We start from the raw sequence: 19,150 nt of genomic DNA on the forward strand, positions 1-19,150 counted from the left end.
CTGCCTCCTACCTGTCTTTGAACTGTCTTAATATTCTGAGATTTCCGCTGTTAAACACTCGGATATCTTTTATCTCATACTTCATCATTGCAAGTCTCGTCAGTCCAAGTCCGAAAGCAAATCCGGTGTAATGCTCTGCATCTATTCCTCCCATATTTAACACATTAGGGTGAATCATTCCGCAAGGCAGCAGTTCCAGCCAGCCTGCCTGTTTACAGGTTGGACAGCCTTCTCCGCCACATATCTGACAATTGATATCAAGTTCAAAACCCGGCTCCACAAAGGGGAAAAAGCCGGGTCTGAGCCTTACTTTTACCTCCCTTTTAAATACCTCCGATAACAGCACCTTCATAAAGTAGATAATATTCGCGATGGAAATATCCTCACCAATCATCATCCCCTCCATCTGGAAAAAGGTATTCTCATGGCATGCATCAATATTTTCATTGCGAAAACACCTCCCCGGGAATAATACCTTTAAGGTCTCATCCTTACCCGGAGCACCATATTTTCTCATAATATAATTCTGAGCGGCAGTAGTATGCGTCTTAAGCAGTTGCCCGTTCTCGAGATAGTAGGTATCCTGCATATCTCTGGCCGGATGATTCTTTGGGATATTAGCGGCTTCAAAGTTATTGAATTCCGTCTGTATTTCCAACCCATCTTCTATGATAAATCCCATGGTCTTAAAAATGTCTTCAATCTGTTTTTGGACAATCGTTATTGGATGAAGGGTTCCCTGCGTAAGCAATGACGGTATGGTAAAGTCATATTTTTCAGTTTTACTCAGTGTTTCTTCAAATTCCCTTTCCTCCAATATCTTACCGGTCTCGTCAATGATACGAGTAATTTCATTCTTAAGAAGATTTATCTCCTTTCCGGTTAAACGCCGTTCATCCGGGTTTAGCTCTTTCAGCTTATTCAGGATATCTGTTACCTTGCCTTTTTTGCCCAAATAAGATATCCTGATTCTTTCAAGCTCCTCTTTTTTCTCAACTGCTTTCATTTCTTCCTGAAATTGAATTTTCAACATTTGAATCTTCTCCTTCATAAGAGTACCTCCTTCTTATCGTTATACGATTCAGGGGCTGATTTAAAGGAAAAAAAACACAAAAAATCCGTCCCTGTAAAAATAACAGGGACGGATTATAATCCGCGGTACCACCCAGTTTCCCATTGTCTGAATCAATACCTTTCTGGATTACACAGTATACCCCAAAGTTGGGGCAGCAAGAGCATAATTGCTCTAAGCCATATAAACTGCTTCTTCCGGTATCAATGACATTATGGGCACTCATTCCAGCGTAACGTGCATCTACGTCATATCCTACTCTGCATTGCATTTAAGACATGAAGCTCCAGCGTGAAAATTCAATGCTTCCCTAAACTTAAGGAAGCTTTCAGCCGGTGACTCCCTCTCTCTGACAGTGTTTAAGCATCTACTATGCGCCTTCAAAGCCTTTTTTATGAATGAGTCTAAAATAACATATCTGTATATATATGTCAACAGCTAACTTTTTATATTTTATTCGCTCTGTTCTTTTGCCATTTGATCATACACCGGCTTAAGAGCAGGATATATATCCTTAAAGACAGAGTATTTCTTATCATAAAGAATTACAGTCTCAGCTTCGGGTTCCGTGGTTTCCGTTACCTGAATCAGCTTGCCGGAAGCTTCTACTACAGAGGGATACTCCCCACAGCCTACTGCTGCTAAGATAGCAGCACCAAAAGCAGGACCTTCCTCCGAATTGATCTTATCAACCTTGACATTCAGTACATTAGCAAGAATCTTACACCAGAGAGGGCTCTTGGCACCTCCTCCGTTAATGCGGATACGCTCTATGTTAAGACCGGTGTTCTTAATTATTTCAAAGGAATCCCTCAGAGCAAAAGCTACACCTTCCAGAACGGCCTGTGTCATATCAGCTCTTGTGGTATCCATGGTCATGCCGATAAAGGTACCTCTGGCATCCGGATTGTTATGAGGGGTTCTCTCACCCATTAGATAAGGCAGGAAATATACCGTATTCTTTCCAAGCTTATTTATTTCCTGTTGTTCCCTTGCATATTCCTTCGTCTTTAATATCTCATCCATCCACCACTTGTTAGAAGCCGCAGCAGAAAGCATAACTCCCATAAAATGATATCTGCCGTCTGCATGAGCAAAAACATGAAGGGCATTGTCTTCAATTTCTGAGTAATCCTTGCTGGCAACAAACACTACACCTGAGGTTCCAAGGGATACACTGCACATTCCGGAGCCTACGGTTCCGGTACCAACAGCTGCTACTGCCTGGTCACCGCCTCCGGCAATTATCCTGCAATCTACGGGAAGTCCCAATTCCCCAGCAATATCTGCTCTGATATTTCCTGTTACCTCATAACTTTCATATACCTTTGCCATCTGTTCTTCCTTCAGGCCGATAATATCAAGCATTTCCTTGGACCAGCACTTTTCCTTAACATCCAGAAGCAGCATTCCGGAAGCATCGGAAACATCGGTGGAATGCACACCGGATAAACGGTAAGCTATGTAATCCTTGGGCAGCATGACCTTTTTAATCTTCATGAAATTATCCGGTTCATGTTTCTTAACCCATAAGAGTTTGGGTGCGGTAAAACCTGTCAGTGCCATGTTGCCGGTATAGGCAGATATCTTCTCTCTTCCAATATCATAATTCAGATAATCACATTCCGCCTGGGTACGTCCGTCATTCCAAAGAATAGCCGGGCGTATTACCTTATCCTCTTCGTCAAGAATTACCATTCCATGCATCTGTCCGCTGAAGCTGATTCCTTTAACTGTACTCTTATCAGCACCTTCTGTTAATGCTTTCAAGCCTTCCATCAGCCCTTCAAACCAGTCCTCCGGATTCTGTTCCGACCAGCCGGGCTTTGGAAAGCTGATAGGGTATTCCCTGGTTACAATATTCTTGATATCGCCTTTTTCATCCATCAATAACAGCTTTACTGAGGATGTTCCTAAATCAACTCCGATATAGAGCATACCTACCTCTTTCCTGTACAAGTTCCCCTCACTACGCCAATAGGTAATGAGGGGAACTGATTACTGATATTTTAATTTTATCTTTTCGCTTTACTTCGTACCTTAGTTTTATTTATTTCTAATTATTCTATCTCTTATTTCATGTCTCTTTTTTTCATGTCTTATTTTATTTCAACCGATTCTATTCCTGTACGGCCGTGAAATCCGTATAAAATGCGGATACTGGCTATATATTAAGAACCTGCTTGCATCGTTGGTAGATAGGTTCAATTATTTGGTTTCTAATATATACTGATTTAATACAGACTCAAGCATTTCCTGTCTGCCGGATACATTAGGACGAATGCCATTGGCAAGCGCATACGCCTCCAGAGATTTAAAATCAGCTTTTCCATCAATGATGTCTTTACCAAGACCTTCTGAATAGCTGGCATAACGCTTATCCTTAAAGTCTTCGAATACCTTATCCTCCAATAACTTGGCTGCTACCTTAAGTCCTCTTGCAAATGCATCCATTCCCGCAATATAAGCTAAGAATAAATCCTCTTCTTCGAAAGAAGCTCTTCTTACCTTGGAATCGAAATTCAGTCCGCCTTTGGTAAGTCCGCCGGCTAACAGAATCTCATACATTGCAAGTGTTGTATCATAAAGATTGGTAGGGAACTGGTCTGTGTCCCAGCCAAGCATAGGATCACCCATATTGGCATCTACACTGCCTAAAACACCATTTATACGAGACATATTAAGCTCATGCTGGAAAGTGTGCATTGCAAGTGTTGCATGGTTTGCTTCAATGTTTAATTTAAATTTATCCAACAGGTCGTATTTTCTTAAGAAAGAGATAACCGTTGCAGCATCGGTATCATACTGATGTTTTGTAGGCTCCTTGGGTTTTGGCTCAATTAAGAACTGACCAGTAAAACCAATCTGCTCTGCATAATCGCAAGCAAGCTTCAGAAGTCTTGCCATATTATCAAGTTCCAGTTCTGTATTGGTATTAAGAAGTGTTTCATAACCTTCTCTGCCGCCCCAGAATACATAATTCTCTCCGCCTAATTCCTTGGTTATCTCAATGGCTTTCTTTATCTGTGCTGCTGCATAGGCAAATACAGTAGCATTACAGGAAGTTCCGGCACCATGTACGAATCTTGGATTACTGAAAGCATTGGTGGTACCCCAAAGGCATTTGATACCGGTACGTTTCATCTCTTCTTTGATTACTTCTACAATTTCATCCAGTCTTGCATTGGTTTCTGCCAGATCTTTTCCTTCTGGTGCAATATCTCTGTCATGAAAACAGAAGAAAGGAATCTGTGCTTTCTCCATAAATTCAAACGCTGCATGTACTCTTTCTTTTGCAACTTCCATGGAGCACTCATGATTATCCCAAGGTCTGAACATGGTTCCGGAACCGAAGGGATCGCTACCCATATAAGTAAAAGTATGCCAGTATGACATGGCAAAACGCAGCTGCTCCTTCATGGTTTTTCCCATAACAACTTCTTCGGGATTATAATATTTGAAGGCCAGTGGGTTCTTACTCTCCGGTCCTTCATATGTAATTTTCTGTACCTTTTCAAAATAAGCCATACGTAATCCTCCTAGTTTGTTTGTTTAATCAATAAACTAATCTTGCTATATCTAGCATATCAATTATTATTCTGCTTGTCAACAAAATTATGTCATATCTTCTGCCAAAAAAATGAGTATATTTTACGGCATAATTACCATTGCTTGGGCATTCAATACTCTTTTCAAGCTTGACAAAGTGTGATACTATAATAGCCATAGAAATATTTGAAGAAGGAAAGCTTAAGATTTGACTTAACTGCAATCTTTGCTGAATTTTAACTTAAACAGTGAGAAATAAGAGGATAAAGGTTGAAAAATACGTTTTCAGCTTTACGTATTTGGGTCTGGTTCCGCTATTTGTAACCCCAAAAACGAGAAAGGCATTGGTATTAAAACATGATTACAGGAAGTAAAGAACTTATACGAGATATTAACAGCACACTGGTCCTTGAGACTGTCATCAATCAGGGTCCAATTTCAAGAGCCAACATATCAAAGCTCCTTGGCTTAACAAAAGCTACTATTTCTGCTATTGTTGCAGATCTGATCAATCGCAATCTGGTGGAAGAGATTGGCTGTGATAATACAGATTTCGGCAGGAAGCCCATATTATTAAGTTTCCAGAAAAAAGCCGGGCATGTGGTAAGCGTTGATGTAGGTGTAGACACAATATCCGTTATGATGACTGACTTACAGGGTGAAAACTGCCGTTTAAAGCAGATAAGAACCCCAAAACTGAAAAATGATATTTTAGATGCCTTAATTCAAGTCATTGATTCCATGAAAAAAGACAAAGAAGCCTCCCCTTATGGGATGGTAGGAATATCTCTCGGAATTCACGGCGTAGTTCATGAAAACCAGGTCTCATTCACCCCTTACTATGATTTAAAAGGTTATGACCTGGCCGGAAAATTAAATGAATATTACAATACCCCTGTCTATTTAGAAAATGAAGCAAATCTTTCCGTACTTGGTGAGAAGACCTTTAAGCATGATTATCCCAACATTGCCAATATCAGTGTCCATTCCGGAATCGGTCTGGGTCTGTTAATCAACAACGAACTTTATACCGGATATAACGGCAGAGCCGGTGAGTTCGGTCATACCATCATTGAAATAGACGGAAGAGAATGCCCCTGCGGAAATCACGGCTGCCTGGAACAGTATGTCTCAGAGCGGGCATTATTAAAAGAATTTGCAGTCAGAAAAGAGCTTGCATCTGCTTCTTTTGATATTCTCTCTGCTGCTTATCAGGAGGGTGACCCTGATGCTGCCGCAATCATGGATCTTTTTGTAAAGTTTATGGGAATCTTAAGCAATAATGTACTTAACGCCTATAATCCTGATATCATTATAATTAACAGTGCTTTTACGATCTTTTTCCCACAGTTGACCCGACGGATCGAAGAAGCATTAAACAGTAAGATGAATAGTTTTGTCAGAATTGAGTCATCCACTCTTCAGGACTCTTCTATTTTATTGGGAGGTATATGCGTGGTTATCAAGAATTTCCTTGGTATTCGCTCTCTCAACTTAAGCGGTAAAGAAGTTTTTGAATAAGCAATCCTTTTTAATTACTAGTTCACTGAGTGCAACCCCCTTTAACAGTTGCCAATATTTAAGTTTTATCCGATTTTAATCAACTCCGCGGATAATGGAAACGGCCCTGTTCAGATTGCTTATTTCTACTTTTTCATGCTCCCCGCCGAATTCACCATCAATAGACCAAGGCACTTTCTCCTCACATAGTAAGGTGATTTCTTTAACCGGGAATGAATAAATATGATCACTGTTTAAATTACCCTTTAAGAGATCATTGATTACCCCCTGGAACTCCAGAACAGTTTGCGGCATCTTAATAAAAATACCTTCAAAGAGTCCATCATCCAACTGTACATCTTTGCCGGCAAGCCCTTTGAAGCCTCCTACGGAAACAGAATTTGCCACCATACCGTAGATGAAATTATCCTTAATGATACGTTCGCCGCACTGGATTTCCATATGATATGCTTTCCAGTTAGGCAGCCTTTTAATACCCTCCAGAATATAAGCCATTCTGCCGAGGGTGTTTTTATTGGCTTGGGGAGTCTCATATGATGCATCTGTAAATAAGCCAAAAGCAGCCGTATATGTAAAATACTCCCCATTAAAGATTCCGATATCACAAGGAAATACTTCACCCTTAAGAACTACCTCAGCAGCCTTTGGCAGACTCTTTGGAAGCTTCAGATTGTAAGCAAAATCATTGGTAGTGCCTGATGGCAGATAACCAATAACAGGCTTATTGTCAAATTCCATAACGCCACTGATTATTTCATTAAGGGTGCCGTCACCTCCCGAACAGACTACCAGTTCGTATTTATCTCTTTTCAGGCAGTCTGTTACGATTTTCTTGGCGTCCTTCTTCCCCTTGGTGGCATAAATAACAATTTCATAGTTACCTCTTCCAAAGTATTCTACGATACTTGAAAGCCAGTTCTTTATCTTGCTCTTTCCTGCCAGAGGATTATAGATCAATAATAACTTCTTTTTCATGGTTCTTTCTTACCGCCCTCCATCTTCAACTGTTTTTTTCTCTTTGTCATTATGCCCCCTATCCGCCCACTTTCTTTGGCAGACAGTGATTTCCAGCCACTTTCCTTTACTTTATCCATCAGTCCTAATTCGCTGGCTATTTCATATTTTAATCTCTCATCCGGAGTTAACTCTTCAATGGGTTTTATTTCCTTTTTTTCCTTTGCTTTACTCATATAATTATACACCCTTTCTTGATTTTAACAAGGGACTGTTTAAGAATTAACATTTTAGAATTTCATTCCTAAATGTCATTTCTTATAAACAGCCCCTGTTTATTTACATATTAAAGTGTAACCTCATATACAAGTTTCATACCGGAATACCCAAATTACTGTATTTTAAACAGCTGAATGGCTCTCTCCAGATTCTTGGCATCTTCCGCTAATTCTGCAGCAGACTGGCTTAGATTTTCAACGGTGCGAATCTGTGCATTGGCAGTAGCACTTACCTCTTCGGAGGCGGCTGCTGTTTCCTGAGAAACGGCTGAAATGCTTCTTACTGCATCCAGTGTATCTTCTTTCGCAGATTCAATGCTCTTAACACCAATAGAAATATTATCCAGGTTACTTACAAGACTTCCTACATAATTGTTGATCTTCTCAAAAGTAGCAACTGTCTTATTTAAAGCTTCTGTCTGGGAGCCTACGATTTCACCAGCTTTCTTAGCAAAGGATACGGTTCCCTGGGTTTTATTCTGGATATCGTTTACGATATCCTGTATCTGTTTCACTGCGTCTACGGACTGGTCAGCCAGTTTTCTGATTTCATCAGCTACCACTGCAAATCCCTTGCCTGCATCTCCGGCTCTGGCTGCTTCAATGGAAGCATTTAAGGAAAGGAGGTTGGTCTGAGCAGCTATTTCATTGATAATTCCCACAAAACTGCTGATACTTCTGGACTTATATTCCAGTTCCTCAATACTCTTGATAACTGTCTGTGTAACTTCTGTCGTTGCTTTGGCTTTCTCACCAAGTTCATCAATGATTATGATACCATCACCGATAACTCCTTTGGTATCCGTTGCAGTTTTCTCAATTTCATAAGTGTTACTGTATACCTGGCTAATCTGATCGGATAACTTTGCCATCTGTCCAAGGCATTTCTCTGTATCATCAGCCTGCTGAACCACACCACCCTCGATTTCATCAATGGTAAGTGAGATTCCTTTGGTAGCAGTAAGAATCTGATCGGAGGTCTGGGATAATACCTCAGCCGATTGTGTTACCTTGCCTCCCACCTGATAAGCTTCCCCTATGAGCTGCTTCATACTGGCTGTCATATCTGCCAGGCTCTTAGAAAGTATACCAAATTCATCCTTCTTCGTGGTATCGAATTGAACCGTCAGATCACCTTTGGCAGCTTTGGAAATGTTCATCATAAGTTTTCTTATGGTATTTCCGATACCCATGGCAATGAAATAACCAATTAAAATTGCTACGATACTGGATACAAAGATAAATATTATATTAAGATTTTTCAGTGACTCTGCTTTTCTGACAATTTCCGCTTTGGGAATAAGGGCCCACACTGTTCCGCCGGTTTCACCCACATCGTTATAGGTATATAAGTATTCTTCACCCTTGTAGGTTGTATAGCCCAGACCGGTTTTGCTTCCCGCTTCCACTTCTTTCTTATAGAAATCGGAGTCAAGAAATACTGCTTCACCGGTTTCTGTCGTATTGGTCTCATTTCCGTCCCCTGTAATAAAACCAATAACGCTGCCATCCACATCACTGACATTCTGAAGTGTCTTAACCACCTCATCCTTTGAGATATCAAGGATTACAAATCCATCCACAGAAGGCATTTTTGCGACTACCGCCATGGAATATTTGTTGGAATCCAGCCCCAGAGTCTCATCCAGGAAGAGATGCTTACCGATAAACTGATTGGTTCTCTTACTTCCAAGGATAGCTTTACCCTCATCGGATTCAGCATAAACTTCATATAGGTCTTTTGGTGCAGAACCTTTTGTAATAATTGCTTTACCAACATCCGCAAACATAAAGGAGTTGCCGATAAATACGTTTGTCTGGTTAACGACCATAACTTCTGACTGTAATGTCTTAAGGTCCTTATAATCATCAATTGTGTCTTCTTTATTAAGTCTTATGTAATAGTTGGTTACGGACTTACTTAAAATAAGTTCCACTGCCTTATCCTGTACGGCACCAACACCCAGATTCAGATAATCACTGACCGCTACTATCGTCTGTTTGATATTGGATTCATAACTTTCTGTTATGGCCTCCGAAGACTTCATATAGGATACATAACCATAAACAGCCATAAAAATTACCGGCACCAACACTGTTAAGATAATTTGGGTTCTGGTTTCTTTCAGCTTATCCTTAACCCCTCTTTTGCCGACAAGTGCATCCATCGCTGCTTTAAAGTCCTTATCTTTGACTTTCTTTGCTAACTTTGCATGCTTTCTATCATTAGCCTTATTTGTACGTCTTCCCTTCTCTGCTTCTGTACTGCCTACCGCTCCCTTGAGTTCCTCCTCATTCCCAGATTCAGATAACTGTTTCTTTTTTTCTGATTTTAAGAATCTCTTAAAATCTTTCTTTTCCTTTTTCCCCTTTACTAATCTGTCTGTACTCTTCATCTCGTCCTCCTGATAGCATTATTCTAAGTTAATGCCGGTATTTTGGTAGGTGAAACATGCTGTTTATCTACATATTTCATATGAAATACTATTAAAGCATAACTTTTTTTATCTATTTAGCATAATCATAACACAAAATACAACAAAATAAAACAAATTATCTTAAATGAATTTTTATTTATTCAGTTTAACGTAAAACCTCATCATGACTTAGTGCATTTTTCATATATTTACAAAATTTTAACAGATTTCACATAGGACTTTCTTCCTGTTTTTGCATTAAAACTTCTATAACTTAACTTTTGCTGCAAATAGCTTATATTAAAACCTACAATACCAGGTATTGGCTTTTATCTTAATGTCCAATACCTGCTCTATACCGGGCCTCTTCATTTTTTCGTCAGCTTTTTCAAGTACTCCGCCAATTACAAAAAAAGCTGACGAATTCCATGAAATGTCATATTTCTGACTCATTTATGCATTGGCTGAATATAATTCCAGCTCAATACCGTGAAGATCTTACTTTTGATGTTCTGTAATATGCTTCCAATTTGTATAACAGTGCATATTTATTCTATGATGATCTGACGGTTTAACCATACGGAATAGATGATGCTTTCCTTGACTTTCTTACCCGTTAGCTGTTCCAGTGCTTTTTGGTAATGCTTTAGCTGTATGTGATACCGGCTCTTAAGCTTCTCCTCTGTCACATAGGCATCGCTCTTATAATCTACTAAAACAAGCTCATCCTCTTCCATAAAATAAGCATCGATGACTCCCTGGACTAAAACCAATTCTTCACTTTGCAGTTCTTCATTGATGTCTTTTGCCTTCACTCCCATGATAAACTGACGTTCCTTAAACAATCTGCCTTCTGTCTCTGCTATACGAAGCCTTTGCCCAAGTTCACTCTGATACAGCTTACTGATTCTTCCAACATCAAGCAACTTCCGTTCCTCGGGTAACAGCCGCTTCTCTTTCACCAGCCAGTCTAAATGATCTGTGAGATCTTTCTCCTCATATATACTTTCAAAAGGAGTCAATTCCAGCACCTTATGAATCAAGGTACCAAGATCTGCTCCCTTTTCTTCTTTTATTTCCTTTAAAAAAGCTGGAACAGGATATTCCTCCTGCTGTGTTCTGAGTACAGGCAGGGCCTCCGATAAATCCTCCGCTTCCTGCTGACCCATTTTCTTAAGTTCTGAAACTGTTACCTTGGTGTGAATGCCAGCTTCTGCCTGATACGGATATTTATATTCAAAATAAGCCTTAATATCCCTTTTATAGTTCTCGTCATAAACTGCATCTTCGCTTCTGTCAAGCAGTATATCTTCTTTTATTTCTTTAACGACCTGCTGTTCCTTCTCTCTCTCAAGAAGCATCTCATAAGTGTATTCTCTCACCTTAAGCTTATCATCACCGACACAGGAGGCAGGCAAGCCATATGATAACAGTAATTCCTCAAAGCCTTTCTGCTGGATCATGGATAACATGATCCAATCCAGATAAGAGGCTGCTGCTGACAGCTCCAGATAACTTAAGGTATCCCTTGGTGTAATAGCTTTCATGGCATACTTTTCCAGCAGTTTTTTCATATCCTTTACACCAGCCGTCAGGATCAGTTTCTCTTTGGCACGGGTAAGGGCAACATAGAGAACTCGAAGTTCTTCCCCAAGACTTTCTGTAATCAGCTGTTTTTGTATGAATTTCTTTATCAGTGTCGGTTCCTTTATCCGAAGGTCCAAATCGATATAATCCATACCAATGCCATAATCCTGATGCAATAGCAGCTTTGCTCTGGAATCCTGGGTGTTAAAATTCTTTCCCATACCTGCTACAAACACAATAGGGAACTCCAGACCCTTACTCTTATGGATACTCATTATCCTGACACTTCTATCATCTTCCCCGGTGACCTTGGCTTCACCAAAATCCACATCATATCTGTCCAGCCGCTCCATATAACGTATAAAATGAAAAAGCCCGCTAAAGCTTGTCCCCTCAAAACGTATTGCCTGCTGGACCAGCATGTTCAGATTCGCTTTTCGTTTATCTCCTGCCGGCATTGCAGCTGCATAGTTATAATAACCTGTATCTGCAAGGACATGAAGAATCAATTCATGAATCGGCAAATGCACCGCGGCGCTGCGATAGCTTGAAAGTTTCTTAAAAAAATGATCCAGTTTCACAGTAAGTGCATCTTCCTTGGTGCTGCTGTAAAGCCTGGCTGCCTCATACATAGGCACCCTCTTCTTTATCATACGTATGTCCGCCAGTTCCCCATCTGTGAAGCCTGCCATAGGACTTCTCAGTACTGCCGTAAAAGGTATGTCCTGCCTTGGATTATCAATGGTTCGAAGTAGATTAAGCGCTGTTGAGATCTCCAGGGTCTTAAAGTAGCCGGTCTGGGTTTCTGTATGGGCTGTTATGCCTTCTCCACTAAGGGTATCTGAAAAGATATCGGCCCATCCGGTCATGGAACGAAGCAATATTGCGATATCTCCGTACACGGCTCTTCTTAAGGCCCCCGTCTTCTTATCCTGAACAAGGAGTCCCGTCTCCGGGTGAACAAGTTCCTTTATTCTGGCAGCAACAGCCAGAGCTTCAAGCTCTCTGGCAGTGTATTCTTCTGCTTCTTCATCCTTCTTATTTTCTGAAGCTGCTTCTGCTTCCGCCGGCGTAACTACTGCCAACAGCAGCTCTGTGGAATCAGAAATCCCGTCGCCTGAACAGAATTCTGCTCCCGGATAGAGATAGGCACGTTTATCATATTCAATATTTCCCAGCTTTCTGGTCATTATCCTCTGAAAGACACTGTTAATGCTGTTTATAACCACATCCCGGCTTCTGAAATTCTTATGGAGATCGATTCTCAGATTATGATTTTGTTCCATTTGTGAATCCACTTCCAGACTCTTTTCCGTATTAAGTTCCTTCTCTGTTTCTTCCTCTGCCAGTAAGGGATACTTCTCATACTTATCCATAAAAATACTGGGATCAGCCAGTCTGAATTTATAAATACTCTGCTTAACATCTCCCACCATAAACCTGTTGGGATTTCCAAACCTGCTGCCTGAGATGCTTTCAAGAATGATTTCCTGCACCAGGTTACTGTCCTGGTATTCATCTACCATAACCTCTTTATAAAAGCCTGCCAGTTCATCCGCTGCCTGAGTTGGTGTCGTTACCCCATCTTCTTTTTTTACCAATACGGACAAGGCAAGGTGCTCAAGGTCGTTGAAATCAACCATGTTCTTTTCTGCCTTACGCTTTTGATAGGCTGCTGAGAATTCTTTGCAGAGCCTTATGATAACTTCTGCATTTGACCTCATGGCTGCAATATCCGCTGCCATTTCTGCCTCTCCCTGAAAAAAGTAACTGCCCTGGATATCACTGACAGCTTTCTTTATTCTGTCTCGTATGGATTTCACCAGTTCCTTCTTCCCTGGGTCTACCCCTTCTTCTTTCTTACCGGAAAGCCTTACAAAGCTGATGCCTTGAATGCTTTCACCAAACTCGGAATAGTCAGTAATCCCCTTAAGGCCTTCCAGCTGGTTAGAATCACTGATCAGTGCGGCTTGATAAGCAGTGGGGCCATCCGCCTGCTGGCATATCAGAACCGCTTCCTCACACATACTATACAAATCGCTGACAATTCGGTTTAACATTGACATCAGTTCTTTCATCCAGTCAGCGGCTTTCATGTCTTCTGCTGATTCTACCTCAAAATTTTCCTTTAGCCTATCATACCATTCTTCCGGCCAGGGAGCACTCATGGAGAACTGATGGATATTTAAGATCAGGTCTTCAATTCCATCATCCGTCTTCCCTCCGCCAAAGCTTTCCGTAAATGCAAGAAAATCTTCCCTTCCTTCTTCGTAGCAGGCTTCCAGCAAATCCTCCAGCACATCTGATTTAATTAAGGTCAGTTCTGCCTCTTCTGCAATACGAAAGGAGGGGTCAATGGGCAGGGATTGAAAATTATCCCTTATTACAGAAAGACAGAAGCTGTGAATAGTCGTAATCTGAGCACTGTGCACCAGCGCGGCCTGTCTGTGAAGGTTCGCATTATCCGGGTCATGTAAGAGCTTATCCTCTATGGCCTTACGAATTCTCTCTTTCATTTCTGCCGCTGCTGCATTGGTAAAGGTAACGACCAGGAGCCTGTCAATATCAATGCCTTCTTCTGTAATACGGTTAATGATATGTTCAACTAATACTGCTGTCTTTCCGGAGCCTGCTGCTGCTGAGACCAGTAGGTTTTTATTCCTGGTTTCAATTACTTTCTTCTGTTCCCTGGTCCATTCCATCAGCCGCACCTCCTTCTTTCTTCTTAATCCGCTCTATGATATCTTCTTTTTCAAGTGCCTTGAGCTTTCTGTAATCAAAACCGCCAAGTTTGGTGTCAAAGCCACAAACCTCTTTGTAGGGACAGTAATCGCAGGCCGTATTATTTCCAAGCTTATATGGTTTTACCTCTGTATTTCCTTTTAAGATACGGTTTCCCATATCTCCCACCATATTTCTGACATAGGAGATGAACAGCTTTAATTCCTCCGTATCCGCACCGGCAGAGCGTTTGGTAAGCTCTCCGTCCTTGTTGGTCTCTGCAGGTATAACATCCGATTTCACACTGGGACGTATACCCTCCCCTTCTGTCTGAAAACTGTTATCCTGATGCTTTAGCATGTCATGGGAACTGTTAACAATGCCATTCATCTTAAGTGCCTTTAAGATGCTGTTCTCAATCTCCTCCGTCTTACCTACAAAGGGATCCTCCATATTGTAATACAGAATACCTGCCGGCATGACTTCCTTTCCGCTTCGTTCCTTCTGAAACAGCTCCAGGGCAGCCCCCAGATAGAAAGCCAGCTGTATCTGCAGTCCGTAATACAAGGAATTAAAGTCAAAGGAAGTACTTCCTGATTTGTAATCCACTACCCTTAATAAGAGCCTGTCCTCTTCCTCATAGATATCCAGGCGGTCGATACGGCCCGTAAGATTAATGCTATCACCGGAAGGCAGCGGAATATGAAGTGCATCCAATAAAGTTCTGTCGGAGAAAAACAACTCAAAGGCCTCGGGCTCAAAATCTCCTTTTCGAATCTGCCTGCATACTGCCCACAGGGTTCTGTTTAGTATTCTCTTAGCTCTCCTTACCACTGCTTCATAACGCTTCGTACTTACGAATATATGATTGCCATACTCCTTAACCGCTTCTTCCACACATTCGTCGCATAAGGTCTCACGAAAATCATCGGGTATGGTATGCCAGGTATATTGGCTTTGCTTTATCCTCCTGGAAAAGAGCTCCAGGGCTTCATGAAAGATATTACCGATATCCGGCGCACCTATCCGGTATTCTTCTCTTTCCTTTAACTCCAGACCATAAGCTGCAAAGTGAGCAAAGGCACAGGAAGCAAACTTCTCAAACCTGGTTACGCTGCCAAGGAGCTTTTCTCCATATAGCTCTCTGGCTGCCTGCCGCTGTAAACCTTTTTCCTCATTGATATAATAAACTGCTCTGACCAATTGAAGCAGTTCTGCTCTCTTTTTTTGATGACTGAAATAATACTGAAAAAGCTCCTGCCATAACAGGTTGTCATTGCTTTCCGGAAATTGCTTCAGCCCTTTTATGAGATAATCAAATCCCTCATGAATACTTAGTATCTCCCTGACATCCTCCATCTCCCTATATTCTTCCCTTATCGTAAGCTCCGGAAAGATCTTTCTGATATCGCTGATCAGATAGGCGGGCAGAAGCTTCTTTCCGTCTTCACTTAATTTACTGAAGGAAATAAAGAGCATATCTTTGGGTTTCGTAAGATTGATATAGAGATAGAATCTCTCTGTATAAATTTCCTGCTGCCTGGTGGGGGCAAGTTCCAGCTTCTTTTCCTCTAAGACCTCTCTGTCGCTGTCTGTCAGAATAAGGCCCCTAGAGCTTTTCTTTGGAATACTGCCATCATTTACCCCAGCAAAAAACAGAACCTTAATATCCTTTAACCTGGTTCTTTCAATATCTCCGATTACAATCTGGTCGATACCGGGAGGAATTAAACCGACCTTTGCCTCCTTAAGTCCTGCCTCCAGCACCTGGGAAAACTCTCTGGCAGACATCTTCTCATCCCCTAACAGCTCCACCAGCTTATCATATAGTTCGATAACTGTTCCATATATCTGGCGGTATTCCTTTTCTTCGGATAACTGTCCTCTTTCAAGAAATTCTTCTGCAAAGGTCTCCATCTGTCCCGGTACCTCTAAGATTACGCCCAGCTCGTACAGGGCTTTGGTATAATCTTTCACAGTGAGGCTTTTGTCCTTTAAAACCTGATACAGGGGAAGAATATACGCACAGATTTTCTCTCTTGCTTCATTAATCCTTGTAAGTTCACCTTCCTGCATCCCTCTGTAGATTCGTTTGAAGGGTTCCTCCCATCGTTTCTTTCCACGTATTCCAAGGGCGATGACGTAATTTTCCAGCAAATCCGTAGCATCACTGTCAATGCCGGTCAGGCCGGAGCGCAGAAATCCGAATACTCCCTCGTAACTGAAATTGTCGCATACAATTAACAAAGCACAGCGAATAAGCTCTACAAATGGATTGGACATAATACTCCGTTTACTGTCCAAGAAGAAAGGAATTCCCTCCTGTTCAAAACCACGCCGTAATTCTCTGCCATAGGAAGTGATATCTCCTGATACCACGGCTATATCCTGATACCGGTATTGCTTCTCCCTTACAAGTTCTTTGATTTTTCTGATGATTACATTTACTTCTTCCTGTATGTTAACCGCACCCTGAAGGATAATGCTTTCTGTTGCCTGGGTATAAGGTTTTATGCGATAACGAAAGATATTCTCCTCCAATGCGCCTAATGCCGGATTACCAAGATATCTCCTTGGCGTCCGCTCACCAAAGTCCTCCTCCATAAACCTTGGTTCATCTACCGGGATATTTTCTCCCTGAGCTATTTCTTTTAATTTATCTATGGTCTTTCGGCTTAGGTGAAAGAGTTTATACGGTGCATCCTTTTCAAGGTAATCAGCCTTTCCAAGAGTGACGGTAACCACTACACCTTTTGCATATTTCATCAACTGCGTTAACAGGCGGTACTGTGAGGGTGTAAAACCGGTAAAACCATCCAGGCAGACTATACTTCGCTTAATCAGCTCCGATCTTCCAATTGCAGGTATCAGCACCTCCAGAATCTCTTCTGCGGTTATGTAGTTATCTTTTAGATACTCCTGAAAAGCTGCATAGACAAGCTTCACATCATGAAGTTTATCCTTTAGTCTCTCTTTTCCTTCAAGGCCTGCAGAAACCTTTTCCAAATCCTCTATGCTTATGCTGTATTGATATATTTCTGATATCAGGGATTTCAGCTCTTCTGCAAACCCCTGTTTGTTCACATCCTGGGAGAAGAATTTTAGTTCTTCTTTTCTCTGGGCTACCAGCTTTCGAAGTACCATAGTCTTACCGGTATCCTCCAGAACCTTTCTGTCATCACTGCCGGTCTCATCAAAGATTCGGTAGGCCAGACGGTTAAAGCTTAAGATATCGATATTCATAGTACCTTTAAGAGGATGCATGGTTACAATATCCTTTTGTGTCTGCAGGGTAAACTGCTCCGGTACCAAAACCAGATAATTGGTATCCGGATATGCCATGGACTTTTCGATAATCTCATGATTAAGTCGGTAGGATTTGCCGGAACCGGAACGTCCCATTATAAATTTTAACGACATGCTTCTTCCCCTTTCGCACTATTGAAGGTAATGAATGTATTATAACATGACTTTTACTTCAGTTAAATTGTATTCATATTTTTTTCTTGCTTCTAATAAAATATATAAAGGATTTATGGAGGCAGCTAATGTCAAAGTTGCATAACATTAACCAGGAAAGGCACGGTGCTAGGATATGTCGAATACCAAAATAGTTGTTCTTCACTTAAAAGAAATCATATATACAGTTCTGTTTGCAGGCCTGGGGATACTATTGATTATTCTGCTTGTAGTTATGTTTATGAATAAGGGCGGGGACGACACAGATTCAACTACGGATGCCAAATACATACCCGGGGTATATAATTCCACTTTTGTTTTAAGTGATACCTCTCTTAACCTTGAAGTAGTATTGGATAAGGACCATATTAATTCCATCCGGATCGTAAACATTGACGATGCAGTATCTACTTTTTATCCTCTGGTAGAACCTTCTTTGGAAAAAATAGCAGCACAGCTGTATGAAGGAACAGACATTGACAATATTGAAGTGACTGACAGCAGTAAATATACCGAGACATTTTTAGTTAACGCAATCAAAGCTACTTTAGCAAAAGCAGAAATTTCTGATAGTACAGAGCATTCTGATATTCAATGACAGAGTACATAAAGGGGCTAGTGATACCGGACCATATCCGGTGACAGAAGCCCCTCTTTCTGTTATTTATACCGATGCAGTTATACACCTGTTTTTTACTTATTCTTTTTTTCCAGTTCCTTATAGGGAGATACTTCACTTAAGAAGATAATTCCGATAATGCCAGGTCCTGTATGGGCGCCTATAGCGCAGCCTACAAAGCTTTCCAGAAAGTTGGAGCAGCCATACTTTTCGGTAAGGAACTCCTTCACTTCTGCTATGGTCTTTTTATCATCTCCATGTACCAGTCCTATGGTCTGCTCCCTAAGATCTTTTCCACGTTCACCAACAATATCGACTATTCTTTTAATGGATTTACCTCTGCCTCTTACCTTCTCTATCGGTTTTAGGGCACCGCTGTCATCCACTTCAATAATTGGCTTTATATCAAGCAGCCCCCCCGCAATGGCTGAGGTTCTTGACAGTCTTCCACCTTTATACAGATATTCCAGTGTCTCTACCGTGAAGATATGTTCCATATTATTGCAATAGAAATCGATTGCCTCTAAAATAGTATTCTTTGGTACGTTATTTTCTGCCAGTAAAAGAGCTCTTTCTACTACCAGACCAAAACCCAGGGAGGCGCACTTAGAATCCACAATTGTAAGATCAAAATCCGGATATTCCTCTAATAGCTCCTGTTTTGCTATATTGGCAGCATTGAAGGTGCCTGCAATTCCCGTTGAAAAACATATATAGATTACTTCATCACCATTTTTTGCGTAGGTTTCAAAATGTTTATGAAACATAAAAGAATTGATATGATAGGTCTTAACATCTGTTCCGCTCTTTAAGATCTTATAGAACTCCTCCGGAAATATTGTTTCTCCGTCAAAATAATCCTTTTCTTCTATGACCACCGGTGTGGGAATAACATGAAGATTGAATCTTTTTATTAAGGAACCCGGTACATCCGAGGCGGAATCAGTGATTATTCTTAAAGCCATATTGCTGA

General features: G+C 41.0%; 11 protein-coding genes and 1 other annotated feature. Of the genes, 2 read left to right on the forward strand and 9 right to left on the reverse strand.

Features of this window, described 5'->3' with window-relative positions:
• Positions 1-7: 7 nt before the first annotated feature.
• The 3 genes from pheS to xylA form a co-directional block, all read right to left on the reverse strand.
• Positions 8-1,051: a phenylalanine--tRNA ligase subunit alpha gene (pheS, locus tag R2R35_RS08325; protein ID WP_317734032.1), complete on the reverse strand. Its 1,044-nt coding sequence runs from the start codon at positions 1,049-1,051 to the stop codon at positions 8-10.
• A gap of 83 nt (positions 1,052-1,134) precedes the next feature.
• Positions 1,135-1,465, reverse strand: a binding site (T-box leader).
• Between the two features lie 60 nt (positions 1,466-1,525).
• A complete protein-coding gene (xylB, locus tag R2R35_RS08330; RefSeq protein ID WP_317734033.1) occupies positions 1,526-3,010 on the reverse strand; it encodes a xylulokinase in 1,485 nt (494 codons plus the stop codon).
• Between the two features lie 270 nt (positions 3,011-3,280).
• A complete protein-coding gene (gene xylA / locus R2R35_RS08335; protein ID WP_317734034.1) occupies positions 3,281-4,600 on the reverse strand; it encodes a xylose isomerase in 1,320 nt (439 codons plus the stop codon).
• Positions 4,601-4,978: 378 nt separating this feature from the next.
• Between xylA and R2R35_RS08340 the strand changes: the two genes are divergently transcribed.
• Positions 4,979-6,142: an ROK family transcriptional regulator gene (locus R2R35_RS08340; protein WP_317734035.1), complete on the forward strand. Its 1,164-nt coding sequence runs from the start codon at positions 4,979-4,981 to the stop codon at positions 6,140-6,142.
• Positions 6,143-6,217: 75 nt separating this feature from the next.
• Here R2R35_RS08340 and R2R35_RS08345 read toward each other — a convergent pair whose 3' ends face one another.
• The 5 genes from R2R35_RS08345 to addB form a co-directional block, all read right to left on the reverse strand.
• A complete protein-coding gene (locus R2R35_RS08345) occupies positions 6,218-7,117 on the reverse strand; it encodes a diacylglycerol/lipid kinase family protein (RefSeq protein WP_317734036.1) in 900 nt (299 codons plus the stop codon).
• The gene (locus R2R35_RS08350; protein WP_317734037.1) at positions 7,114-7,332 is read right to left on the reverse strand and encodes a small, acid-soluble spore protein, alpha/beta type; all 219 of its coding nucleotides are present in this window, start codon (positions 7,330-7,332) and stop codon (positions 7,114-7,116) included. The genes R2R35_RS08345 and R2R35_RS08350 overlap by 4 nt, the downstream gene beginning before the upstream one ends.
• Before the next feature lie 155 nt (positions 7,333-7,487).
• Positions 7,488-9,770, reverse strand: a complete 2,283-nt coding sequence (locus tag R2R35_RS08355) for a methyl-accepting chemotaxis protein (RefSeq protein WP_317734038.1) — start codon at positions 9,768-9,770, stop codon at positions 7,488-7,490.
• A gap of 569 nt (positions 9,771-10,339) precedes the next feature.
• Positions 10,340-14,080 carry a helicase-exonuclease AddAB subunit AddA gene (gene addA, locus R2R35_RS08360; protein ID WP_317734039.1) on the reverse strand — a complete coding sequence of 1,247 codons (3,741 nt, stop codon included), beginning with the start codon at positions 14,078-14,080 and terminating at the stop codon, positions 10,340-10,342.
• Positions 14,046-17,519 carry a helicase-exonuclease AddAB subunit AddB gene (gene addB / locus R2R35_RS08365; protein ID WP_317734040.1) on the reverse strand — a complete coding sequence of 1,158 codons (3,474 nt, stop codon included), beginning with the start codon at positions 17,517-17,519 and terminating at the stop codon, positions 14,046-14,048. Before addB ends, addA begins: the two co-directional genes overlap by 35 nt.
• Before the next feature lie 175 nt (positions 17,520-17,694).
• Here addB and R2R35_RS08370 point away from each other — a divergent pair, with 175 nt between their 5' ends.
• Positions 17,695-18,156 carry a hypothetical protein gene (locus R2R35_RS08370; RefSeq protein ID WP_317734041.1) on the forward strand — a complete coding sequence of 154 codons (462 nt, stop codon included), beginning with the start codon at positions 17,695-17,697 and terminating at the stop codon, positions 18,154-18,156.
• 95 nt (positions 18,157-18,251) lie between these two features.
• On the opposite strand, the gene R2R35_RS08375 is transcribed toward R2R35_RS08370, so the two are convergent.
• On the reverse strand, positions 18,252-19,142 hold the full coding sequence (locus R2R35_RS08375; protein ID WP_317734042.1) for a DegV family protein: 891 nt from the start codon (positions 19,140-19,142) through the stop codon (positions 18,252-18,254).
• Positions 19,143-19,150 lie beyond the last annotated feature (8 nt).

Source organism: Anaerocolumna sp. AGMB13020 (assembly GCF_033100115.1).
Taxonomy (GTDB): domain Bacteria; phylum Bacillota; class Clostridia; order Lachnospirales; family Lachnospiraceae; genus Anaerocolumna.